The sequence below is a fragment of the Stenotrophomonas sp. GD03877 genome, from assembly GCF_029840555.1.
Classification (GTDB): domain Bacteria; phylum Pseudomonadota; class Gammaproteobacteria; order Xanthomonadales; family Xanthomonadaceae; genus Stenotrophomonas; species Stenotrophomonas geniculata.
This window is the reverse complement of record NZ_JAOCCT010000049.1, coordinates 18,616-29,631: the sequence shown is the minus strand read 5'-3', so window position 1 is coordinate 29,631 and position 11,016 is coordinate 18,616. Positions and strand designations below refer to the sequence as shown.

Annotated in this window: 6 protein-coding genes; 3 read left to right on the top strand and 3 right to left on the bottom strand. The window is 66.7% G+C overall.

Features of this window, described 5'->3' with window-relative positions; genetic code table 11:
* Positions 1-334 precede the first annotated feature (334 nt).
* Positions 335-1,756 (top strand): DEAD/DEAH box helicase, encoded by a 1,422-nt coding sequence (locus N5D20_RS23190; RefSeq protein ID WP_043398815.1) that lies wholly within the window; start codon positions 335-337, stop codon positions 1,754-1,756.
* Between the two features lie 543 nt (positions 1,757-2,299).
* Here the strand turns inward: N5D20_RS23190 and N5D20_RS23185 are convergent.
* Positions 2,300-4,894, bottom strand: coding sequence for a M14 family zinc carboxypeptidase (locus tag N5D20_RS23185; RefSeq protein WP_043398820.1), 2,595 nt, complete (start codon positions 4,892-4,894; stop codon positions 2,300-2,302).
* Between the two features lie 74 nt (positions 4,895-4,968).
* Positions 4,969-7,608, bottom strand: coding sequence for a TonB-dependent receptor (locus N5D20_RS23180; protein WP_279915165.1), 2,640 nt, complete (start codon positions 7,606-7,608; stop codon positions 4,969-4,971).
* A gap of 191 nt (positions 7,609-7,799) precedes the next feature.
* Between N5D20_RS23180 and queD the strand changes: the two genes are divergently transcribed.
* Together queD and N5D20_RS23170 are read left to right on the top strand one after the other, a co-directional pair.
* Positions 7,800-8,162, top strand: a complete 363-nt coding sequence (gene queD, locus N5D20_RS23175; RefSeq protein WP_010484089.1) for a 6-carboxytetrahydropterin synthase QueD — start codon at positions 7,800-7,802, stop codon at positions 8,160-8,162.
* A gap of 116 nt (positions 8,163-8,278) precedes the next feature.
* Entirely contained in the window at positions 8,279-8,626 is a 348-nt protein-coding gene (locus N5D20_RS23170; RefSeq protein ID WP_019338007.1) for a phasin family protein, read from the top strand.
* A 460-nt stretch (positions 8,627-9,086) separates the two neighbouring features.
* Here the strand turns inward: N5D20_RS23170 and asnB are convergent, their stop codons facing one another.
* The gene (asnB, locus tag N5D20_RS23165; RefSeq protein WP_279915163.1) at positions 9,087-10,988 is read right to left on the bottom strand and encodes an asparagine synthase (glutamine-hydrolyzing); all 1,902 of its coding nucleotides are present in this window, start codon (positions 10,986-10,988) and stop codon (positions 9,087-9,089) included.
* Between the last annotated feature and the right edge of the window lie 28 nt (positions 10,989-11,016).

Genomic DNA, 11,016 nt, shown 5'->3' with positions numbered 1-11,016 from the left:
CTTGGCTCGGGCCTCTGCGGGTGCAGGGCGCAGCCCTGCAGAGAGAACCCCTTACCTGAACAGGCCTTTTTGCGTGAAGTCTCAAACATCGTTTAGACTTGCAGAGTCTGCAGCGGCCGTCCGTTTCCCTCCGGGATCGCCGGCGACCAGGGTCCGCCCTCTTCGCCCGCCCCCACTCCGACGCCGTTCGTCACGCATTCCAGCCTGCGCTTCGTGCCGGCTGCACCCAATTCTCGCAGCGCGGTTCACGGGAACGCTCCGAGTCAGCCGATCAGTTTGATCTGCCCCCGTCTGTCCGTTTGGACAGGCGTTTCTTGTACTTGGAGCAATCTCAATGTCTTTTGAATCGCTGGGCCTGGCGCCCTTCCTGCTGCGTGCGCTTGCCGAGCAGGGCTACGAAAACCCGACCCCGATCCAGCAGCAGGCGATCCCGCTGGCGCTGGCCGGTCGCGACCTGCTGGCCGGCGCACAGACCGGCACCGGCAAGACCGCCGCCTTCGGCCTGCCGCTGCTGCAGCACCTGGGCACCGCCTCGCAGGAAGTGCGCAGTGGCCCGCGCAAGCCGCGCGCGCTGATCCTGGCCCCGACCCGCGAGCTGGCCACCCAGGTGCACGACAGCCTGCGCGGCTACAGCAAGTACCTGCGCATCCCCAGCGCCTGCATCTACGGCGGCGTCGGCATGGGCAACCAGCTGGACATCCTGCGCCGTGGCGTGGACCTGCTGGTGGCCTGCCCGGGCCGCCTGATCGACCACCTGGAGCGTCGCAGCATCGATCTGTCCGGCATTGAACTGCTGGTGCTGGACGAAGCCGACCGCATGCTCGACATGGGCTTCCTGCCGTCGATCAAGCGCATCCTGGCCAAGCTGCCGAAGCAGAACCGCCAGACCCTGCTGTTCTCGGCCACCTTCGAGGACAACATCCGCCAGCTGGCGCTGGAGTTCATGCGCAACCCGGAACAGATCCAGGTGACGCCGAAGAACACCGTGGCCGAGACCATCACCCACCGCGTGCACCCGGTCGATGGCAGCCGCAAGCGCGACTTGCTGCTGCACCTGCTGGCGCAGGACAGCCGCGAGCAGACCCTGGTCTTCGCACGTACCAAGCACGGCAGCGACAAGCTGGCCACGTTCCTGGAAAAGTCCGGCATCAAGACCGCGGCGATCCATGGCAACAAGAGCCAGGGCCAGCGCCTGCGTGCACTGGGTGACTTCAAGGCCGGCCGCGTGACCGTGCTGGTGGCCACCGACATCGCCGCGCGCGGCATCGACATCAACGAGCTGCCGAAGGTGATCAACTTCGATCTGCCGATGGTGGCCGAGGACTACGTGCACCGCATCGGCCGTACCGGCCGTAACGGTGCCACCGGCCAGGCGATTTCGCTGGTGGCGCAGGACGAAGTGAAGCTGCTGCGTGCGATTACCCGCCTGCTGGGCCGCGACATGGACATCCGTGATGTGCCGGGCTTCGAGCTGCAGACGCCGATCCGCTGGGGCAACAGTGCGCCGGGCAAGGCCGAGCACGATACCGGCGAGCGCGCACCGCGCAAGAGCCACGCACGCCGTCCGCACGGCGATGCGCCGCGCCATGCGCATGCCGGCCCGAAGAAGGCCGGAGGCGGCCGTCGCGAGGGCGGTGGCCATGGCCAGCAGCGTGCCGGTGCGGGCGCGGGTCAGGGCCAGCGCCGTGGCGGTGGTGGCAATGGTGGCGGCCGTGGTCGTGGCCAGGGTGGCAACGGCGGCGGTCGCGCCGGCTGATCCCAGCTGAAATGGATGACGTCTCCCGCTGCGCGGGGGCTTATCGAGGGACGGCGCTGACGCGCCGTCCTTTTTTGTTGCTGGCTACCGTGAGTAGAAGCCGGCGGTGTGCTGCGCTGAGGGCGGATGGGCGTGGGGCCAGCGCAAAACACGCCGTAAACCCATCCATGGGGGCTCGGTCGGCGCATCCATGCGCCTCACGGTTTTGCGCTGGCCCCACGCCCATCCGCTTCAAGCATTGCCCGCGCCTTCTTCTCCCGCCGGGTAGCCGGGAGAAGAAAGATCAAATTCAAATTCAAAGTCAAAGTCAAAAGCCGAAGCCGCAATTCCTGGCTTTGCCTTTGCCTTTGCTTTTGCCCTTGCTCCCGCCTTGGGGTCTGATGCGTCCGCGCCCGCAGGAAACTGTCATGGGAGGCAGGGGGCCTCAGCCAGGACCGTTGGCGCCAAGGATGGCGCCATCGAGCCCCCATGGATGGGTTCACGGCGTGTCCTGGCTGAGGCCCCCTGCCTCCCAAGCACAACAACGACTCGGCGCCAAACGCCTCAACCCCGCGCTTTACTCGGATTCACCAGATTCCCGAAGAAGATCGCGTTGATCAGCAGCCGGTCCGTCCCGTGCCAGTACTTGCGGTGCGCCGGATCATCGGCAAACAGCACAACGTTACCCTGCCCCTGCGCCGACACCAGCAACCATGCACTGCCCGCCACCCGCGTACGGTTGCGCTCGGACAGGTAACCATTCACCCGCGGTGGCGTATCAATGCGCACCACCGTCGAGAACGGATTCGTGCTCGGCTGCAGCGTCACCGTGTTCTCCTTGTTGATCGCCAGCTGCCGGCGCGGCACGCCGAACGCCAGCGGATGGCTGGTATCAACATCGGCACTGAGGATGTTGCCGCTCACCCGCTCGATCGCGGCGATGTCGCGCTGGTCGCCGAACGCGCGGCGGCTTTCGTCAGCAGCGTCTTCTTCCTTGCCGAGCTTCTCGCCGTCGGCCAGCTTCTGTTCGATCGCCCACTTCGAGGCACTGCCGTAGGTCACCAGCGAACCACCGGCCTGCACCCAGCGCTTCAGTGCAGCCACTGCCGTGGCATCGACGCCCGTATAGGTACCGCCGGACAACACAATCGTGGTGTAGCGGTCCAGCGGCACCTTGCCCAGCTGCTGCGGATCCAGCTTGCTGGCCGGCAGGTGCAGCTGCTGGTCGAGCAGGAACCAGGCCGAGCCGATCTCGGTGGCGGCCACGCCCTCGCCCATCACCAGTGCCACCGCTGGCTTGCGCAGCGCCTTGACGCCATCACTGCCGAGGTCGATGCCTTCGCGGCTGCGGCCGCTGGACAACGCATGTACGCGTACGCCGGCATCGCGTGCAGCAGCACTCACCGCATCCAGCAGCGCCGCGCCCTGCAGCGGTTGCCCGGCCACCGGAACAACGATGCTGCCAGCGGCGAAATCGGCCTCGCCCTGTGCAGTCGAAGCGGTAAATGGCTGGAACGTTGCGCGTGTGCTCAAACCTTTGGCCTGCAGCACCGCCAGCGCACGCCCGGCGTTGTAGTCGCGCCAGTCGATGACATAGGCGAAGCCGGCCTGGCCACCCAAGACCGCGCCCTGCTCCTCCGGCAGCGCGGCCACGCGGGCGCCACCTTCGATACGACTGCGGCTGCCGGCGAAGGCCACACCGTAGGCCGGTGCGATCGCATAGCTGGTGCTGCCGTAGAACACATCCCCCTTGATCGGCGGCGTTTCGGCAAAGATCGAATGCACCAGGCGGAACTGCGCCTGCTGCACCGGCACCACGTAGGCGCTGCCGGCATCGAAGCGCTGCCCATCGACAGTAACTGCACGATCCAGCGCGCGCACCTCGATGCGATGCAACAGCAACAGCTCCAGCAGGCGACGGGTCAGTGCCGGGTCATGCGCGTCGCCGAACACGAAGCTCTTCACCGGCTGCTGCGCAGCCTGCTTCAACGCGCTCTGGAAGAACTGCTTCTGCAGGTCGAACAGGCCGTTGCGTTCGGTCACCGCGCCGCGCACCGTGCCCAGACCGGTGGCGACCTGGTTGCGGATGGTGAACGGGAAGGTCAGCAGGCCATTCACCGATTCCTGCACGCGACCGCGCGAGCTGGCCTGCTCGACGGTAACGCCGACAGCGCCATGGAAGTCCGGGTAGGTGGAGCCGTACACCGGCGAGAAATTGTCGAAATTCTCGCCGGTGTAGTACAGCGAACCCAAGGCATCCAGCGCCTGCGCGTGGTACTTGGCCAGGGTCTTGTTGAATTCATACGACGCCGCCGGAATCAGCGGGCTGTGCATGCTCTTCGGCGAAGGCTCGAAGTAGTAGGTGCTGTCCTTGCCCATTTCGTGGAAGTCGATCTGCACGTTCGGGTACCACTGGTGGAACACCTCCACCTTCGGCCGCGAGTCCTGCTGGGTCAGGGCCAGCCAGTCGCGGTTGAGATCGGTGAAGTAGTGATTGGTGCGGCCCTGCGGGAACGGCTCGACGTGCTCCTTGTCGGCCGGGTCGGCCGAGGCCGGGTCGGAGGCCCAGGCGTTGTGCCAGTTGGCGGCACGATCACGGCCGTCCGGGTTCTGCGCCGGGTCGAACAGCACCACCGCCTGCTGCAGCCACTGCTGGGTTTCCGCGCTGCGGTTGGCCACCAGGTAGTAAGCGGTCAGCATCGCCGCTTCGGCACTGGACGTCTCATTGCCGTGCACGCTGTAGCCCAGCCATACCACCACCGGGCTGTCACCGGCGGCGCTGCGCGGCTGCGCCGGATCGGCCAGGGTCGCGTGCTGCTGGCGGATCTGCTCCAGCCGCGCATGATTGCCTGCAGCAGTGACGGTGGCGATCAGCAGCGGGCGGCCCTCATAGCTGCGACCGATCTCGCGCACGCTGATTTTGTCGGAACGCTTCGCCAGTTCCTGGAAGTACGCCACCAGCTGGTCGTGCCGGGTGTAACGGCTGCCGATCGGGTAGCCGAGGAACTGCTCCGGCGTGGGCACCGCTGCATCGAACGCCGCTGCGTCGGTGACCTGCGGAAAGAAGTACGCGCTCTGTGCCTGCACCGGCTGCGGCGAGGACAGTGCGGTGGCGGCGGCAAGCAGCAACGGAAGAACGGCACGGCGATGCAAGGACACGGTGACTCCCCTGGAACACAACGGCAGACAGTCGCGCGGCCGGTCCCTTCAGGTGACCGGCCGCGGCGGATGGATCAGAAGCGGTAATCGAAGCCCAGCGTGAAGTAGCGGCCACGCAGGTCGTACTGGCTGAAGTCGTACGGCGCGCGGATGCCCGGGAACGAGGCGTCGTACGGCGGCGTCTTGTCGGCCAGGTTCTGCACTTTTGCGTACACGGTCAGCTTGTCGATGCCGGTGTAGGCCAGGTACAGGTCGTACTGGCTGTAGCTGCCGACGCGCTGCTGCACGGCCTTGGCGGCGGTGCTGGCTTCCTGGCGGTAGCTGCTGGTGTAGTACCAGGTCACGGCGGCGTTGAAATCACCGTACTTCCAGTCCAGCGTGGTGGTGGCCTTGTCCTTGGGCAGGGTCGCGCCCAGGTTGCTGCCGGCGTAATCCACCAGCGGTCCGCCGACCACGGTCGGGCGGCGGTAGTCGTGCACGTGGGTGTAGGCCGAGGACACGGTGAAGTCACCCAGTGCTGCGGTCGGGATGCGCTGGCGCAGCTCGACGTCGATGCCCGAGGTCTTCAGCTCGCTCAGGTTCTGGTAGCGGTTGTAGACCGCCTGCAGCTTGCCACGCTCATCGCGCTGCACCGCGCCGGCCACGTTGTCGTTGACCAGGGTCTGGGTGTTGTTGGTGCCGACCAGGTTGTCCAGCTGGATGCGGTAGTAGTCCACGCTCAGGTTGGTGTTGGCCCACGGCGACAGCACCACGCCGAAGTTCACGCTCCTGGTGCGCTCGGGCTTCAGTTCGTTGTTGCCAACGGTGAAGAAGGTCGGGTTCTGCCGCGAGCCCGGCACGTCCGGATCACGCGGGTCGACCACGCTGCCGTAGGCGATGCTGGTGCTGTTGGAGTTCTCCGACAGCGACGGCGCACGGAAGCCCTTCGAGGCCGATGCACGTACCAGCAGGAAGTCCAGCGGCTGCCAGCGCAGGCCGATCTTCGGCGAGAAGGCATCGCCGAAATCATCGTAATGGTCGGCACGCGCGGCGGCGGACAGCTCCAGCGTCGAGGCCAGCGGCACGTTCACTTCGGCATAGGCCGCACTGACCTGACGCTTGCCGTGCACTTCGGCGATGGCCGGGCGCACCTGCAGGCCGGCATCGATCTGCCATGGGTTGTTGGAATCAAGCTTCTCGCGGCGCCACTCGGCACCGGCAGCGAAGCCGATCTCGCCGGCCCAGGTGTGGCCCAGGCTGCCGGAAATCTTCGCATCGATGCCCTGCAGCTTGGATTCGGCCGGACGCAGCGTGGCGATGTTGATCGAGTCGCGCACCGACTGCGGCGTCGCCGCCGGGTTGAGCAGGTTGTAGCTGCCCGTGGCCAGCGCATCGGCCAGCGCCCAGCGGTTGGCGAAGCCGCCGGACACGCTCTCGCGTTCGCTGCTGCGCGCACCGAATGCAGCCACTTCCCAGTCCCAGTTGGCGGTGGTACCGCGCAGGCCGAACACGCCGCGATAGGCCGTGGATCGGTTGGTCTTGATGGTGCCGCCAAGGTCGAAGAACGTGTACTCGATCGGGATCGCACGGCCGTACGGGTTGTACGGATTGTTGGCCGGCAGCAGCGACGACACCGGCTCGGCCAGGCCGCTGTTGGCGTTCAGTGCGAAGCGGCCGCTCTCCAGGGTGAAGAACGGGCTGCTGCCGAACCACGCGGCGCTCTTGATCTGGCTGTACAGCACTTCGCCGAAGGCCTCGACGTTGTCGTTCAGGCGGAAGGTGCCGTTGGCATAGGCCTGGTAACGCTTGGTCGAGGGGATCAGCGTGGTGAACGGCGCCTGGTTGAAGCCGCAGGTGTCACCGGACAGGCCATCAATCGGCGCGCTGGCAACGCGGGTGGTGCCGGCCGGGCAGTTGCCGTTGGCGTCGAGCATCGGTACCGACACGCCGTTGACCAGGTAGCGCGCCCCCTTGGCCGACCAGCCGTTCCAGCGGCCACCCGGCTTGTCGGTGTAGATGCCGCTCCTGGTCAGGTTGCGTTCGTCCTGGTCCAGGCGCTCACGGTTGTACCCCTGCAGGCTGAAGAGGATGTTGTAGCCATCGGTGTCGAGATCACCCAGGCCGCCGACGAACTTCAGGTTCTGCTCGTGCAGGCCGCCCTGGTCGGCACCGCCGAAGCTGCCGCCGATCTCGGCGCCTTCGAAGTTCTGCCGGGTGATGATGTTGACCACGCCGGCCACGGCATCGGAGCCGTACACCGCCGAGGCGCCGTCCTTGAGCACTTCGATGCGCTCGACGGCCACCAGCGGCAGCGCGTTGAGATCGACGAAGGTGTCGGACAGGCCGCCGGCCGGGAAGCCATAGTTGGCCAGGCGGCGGCCGTTGAGCAGCACCAGCGTGTTTTTCTGCGACAGGCCGCGCAGGCCGATGCCGGCCGAGCCGGACGCCCAGCCGTTGTTGGTGGTTTCGTTGCTGGCGTTGCCGGTGTTGGCCGAGATCGAACGCAGCACATCGGCCACGGTGGCCTTGCCGGTCTGTTCCAGCTGCTGCCGGCCGATCACCTGCACCGGGTTGGAGGCTTCGGTATCGGTACGCTTGATGTTGGAGCCGGTGACGCGCACGGCGGCCAGGGTGCTGGCTTCGCCACTGGCGTCGGCGGAGGTTTCGGCGGCGGCAGGCAAAGGCGCGGCCAGAGCGACGGCCAGGGCCGCCACGAGCAGGGTGTGCTTGGGCATGACGATGTGGGGAGGTGGTAAGGACGACGAAGTTCCGCAGTAGTCCATGCCTGGCCGGGGTCCGGCCAATAACATCTCTTCATACGGATATAAGAGAAACTATCATCTCTTCATCCGGATGGAAAGAGTTACTTCACGGAAGCCCAACATCCGCTCAGGCTGCCGAACCGCCCACGGCGTACAATCGCGCCATGGAAATCTTCAAAGTCTTCATGCTCGAGGCGGCGCACCGTCTCCCCAACGTGCCGCCGGGGCACAAGTGCGCGCGCCTGCACGGCCACTCGTTCCGAGTGGAACTGAAGGTCGAGGGCGAGCCGGGTGCGCAGACCGGCTGGATCATGGACTTCGGCGACGTGAAGGCGGCCTTCCAGCCGATCTACGACCGCCTGGACCATCACTACCTCAATGACATCCCCGGCCTGGAGAATCCGACCAGCGAGAACCTGGCGGTGTGGATCTGGAACGAACTCAAGCCCAGCCTGCCAGCGCTGAGCGAGATCACCGTGCACGAAACCTGCACGTCGGGCTGCCGCTACCGCGGCCCCGAGATCTGATCAACCCATTGATCTGAAAGGTTTTTCAAAGGCGCCTTGGGCGCCTTTGTTATTTTTGTTGCAATGCGGCATCAAGGGCGTATGCTGCAATGCATCAAGCCACTTCCTGATGCCCCATGGCCGCCGCCTTCAGCGATCGCTTCAGTGATGCCACCCGCCAGCTCGCCGCCGCGGCAACGCGCGCGAACCGGTTGGCGTTGGAGAACGCGGAAAGCATGTTCGGCGTGCAGCTGAAGGTGATGGAGCGCAACCTGACCGCGACCAGCGGTTGGCTGGGCGAACTGGCCCGCAGTGAAGACGCGGCCGGTACGCTCTCCAAGGGCGCGCAACTGTGGCAGGACAACCTGCAGCGGCTGGGTCAGGCCCAGCAGGACATGGTCGGGCTCGGCCTGCAGGCCAGCAAGGCCTGGTCCGAACTGGCACAGGGCTACAACGAATCAACGGCGGACGCGAACAACCACTGACGCGACGCAACGCTCATTGCGTGGGTCCCTCCCCCCACGCAATCCGGACCCGGCAGATCCCTCCCTCTGCCGGGTCTTTTTTTGCCCGTTGTCTGGATTCAAGAGCGCTTCCTCGTCTGGATTTCCTGCGAGCTGATGGGCCCCGCCGGGGCGGGCAGGGGCCTGGGCAAATGTCCCCCGGCGCCGGCCGTTGGCCGTCACCTCCTCCTTTACTTTGCCCAGGCCCCTGCCCGCCCCGACGAGGCTCGGCTTACGGCAGCTAAAGCTCAGTGCTCATGGCAACTTCTCAATGAGGCACCGACGAACTCCGAACGCAGGGCGGAGGCCCTTGCGTACGAAGTAAAGGGGGAGGCGACGGCCAACGGCCGGCGCCGGAGGACATTCGTACGCAAGGGTCTCCGCCCTGCGCCACGCAGAACGAATCCGCCACACGCCACGCAGAACACACCGCAAAGGAACCTCAACGCCCGCGACCACCGTGCCAGTGCTGGTGCCACGCCTGGAACATCAGCACGTTCCACAGGTGCGTGTGCCACTTGCGCTCGCCGCGCAGGAACGCTTCCCAGATACCGCGCACGCGCGCCGCATCGAAGCAGCCCTGGTTGCGCAGCAGCTGCGGATCCAGCAGCGCCTCCGCCCAATCGCGCAGCGGGCCTGCCAACCAACGTGCCATCGGCGGACCGAAACCGCGCTTGGGGCGGTACACCAGCGGCTCGGGCAGGTAGCGTGCCAGCAGGTGCTTGAGAATCCGCTTGTGCTCGCCGTCGTGGTACTTCAGATGCTGCGGCAGGCGCCAGGCCAAGCGCACCACCTCCATGTCCAGCAGCGGCGCACGCGTTTCAACGCCCGCTGCCATGCCGGCACGATCGACCTTGGCGAGAATGCCCTCGGCCAGGTCCATGCGGAAATCCAGCAGCTGGATACGCGCCTCTGCCGGCAGCGCAGTGTCCTGCTGCTGGAAGATCGTGATCGGTTCGCGCGCGCCCAGCACCACCTGCGCCGGCTGGCGCCAGCGGGTGACCCGCTGCAGGTAATGCCCTTCCACATCGTTGGCAGCGACCTCGGCCACCAGCGCACGCCAACCGCCGAGGCGGCCACGCTCCACGTTCATGCGGTTGCCGCTGCGCCGCGCCAGGTCGCGCACCCAGTCCGGCAGGCCACCGCACAGGCGTGCATTGCGCAGCGCGCGGCCATAGCTCGGGTGACCGAAGAACAGCTCATCGCCGCCGTCACCGGTCAGCGCCACCGGCTTGCGCGCACCCAGCAGTTCACTGGCCAGCAGGGTCGGCAGCTGCGAGACATCAGCGAACGGCTCGCACCAGACCTGCGGCAGCCGCTGCAGCAGGTCCAGGCCCTGCCGCGCATCCATCCGGTGCAGATGATGCTGCACGCCCAGATGGCGCGCGACCTGCGAGGCCCAATCGCTTTCGTCATGGCCGGGATCGTCGAAACCGACCGTCCACGCCTCGATCGGCAAGGTCGATTGGGCCTGCATCATCGCGGTCACCAGCGACGAGTCGGTGCCGCCGGACAGGAACGCGCCACACGCCAATGGCGAATGCATGCGTGCGGCAATGGCCTTCTGCAGTACGGCTTCCAGCTGGTCGGTGGCCTGTTCCAGGCTCGGCGTCGGCTGCAGGGGCTCCTGCAGCGCACGCTGCATCGCATCGCGTGCACACCAGTAGCGCGTCCCCCCTTCCGTCGCCTGGCTGGAACCGCCGGCAGCGTGGTCATCCAGATCGACGCGCAGCATCGCGCCGGCCACCAGCTTGTGGATGCCCCGGTAGATGGTGTGCGGCGCCGGCACATAGTCGTGGCGCAGCAGCAGGCTCAGCGCATCCTGGTCGATGCTCGGCGCGAAGCCGGCGAAGGCCTGCAGCGCCTTCATTTCCGAGGCGAACAGGAACTGGCCCTGGAACCAGCCGTAGTACAGCGGCCGCTCACCAACCGGATCACGCGCCAGCCACAACGCGCGCGACTCACGGTCCCATACGCTGAAACCGAAGGCGCCTTCGACACGCGACAGCGCGCGCTCCACGCCCCATTCAACGATCGCCTGCAGCAGCAGCCGGGCATCACTGCAGCTGCGCGGCAGATCGCGCAGCTGCGCCTGCAGGTCGCCACGGTTGTACAGCCGGCCGTCCAGGCACAGCACGTAACGGCCGCAGTCCGAGCTCAGCGGCTGCAACGGCGTATCGGTGGGTGCCCGGCAGTGGCCCAGCGCGAGGCCGGCCTCGGCGTCGGTCCAGTAGCCGATGCGGCCCCGGCCGCGCTGCTGCAGGGCGCGCAGCATCGGCGCCAGCTGCTGCAGCAGCTGTTCGTCCTCGGCGGGGGGCAGCCAGGCGCCGACCACGCCGCTCATCGGGCACCTCCGCAGCGGCAGCGGCGGG

What these genes read in the sequence shown, in the direction of transcription:
- N5D20_RS23180 (WP_279915165.1), bottom strand. Translation starts at nt 7,608, where the DNA reads ATGCCCAAGCACACCCTGCTCGTGGCGGCCCTGGCCGTCGCTCTGGCC.
- queD (WP_010484089.1), top strand. Translation starts at nt 7,800, where the DNA reads ATGGAAATCTTCAAAGTCTTCATGCTCGAGGCGGCGCACCGTCTCCCC.
- N5D20_RS23170 (WP_019338007.1), top strand. Translation starts at nt 8,279, where the DNA reads ATGGCCGCCGCCTTCAGCGATCGCTTCAGTGATGCCACCCGCCAGCTC.
- asnB (WP_279915163.1), bottom strand. Translation starts at nt 10,988, where the DNA reads ATGAGCGGCGTGGTCGGCGCCTGGCTGCCCCCCGCCGAGGACGAACAG.
- N5D20_RS23190 (WP_043398815.1), top strand. Translation starts at nt 335, where the DNA reads ATGTCTTTTGAATCGCTGGGCCTGGCGCCCTTCCTGCTGCGTGCGCTT.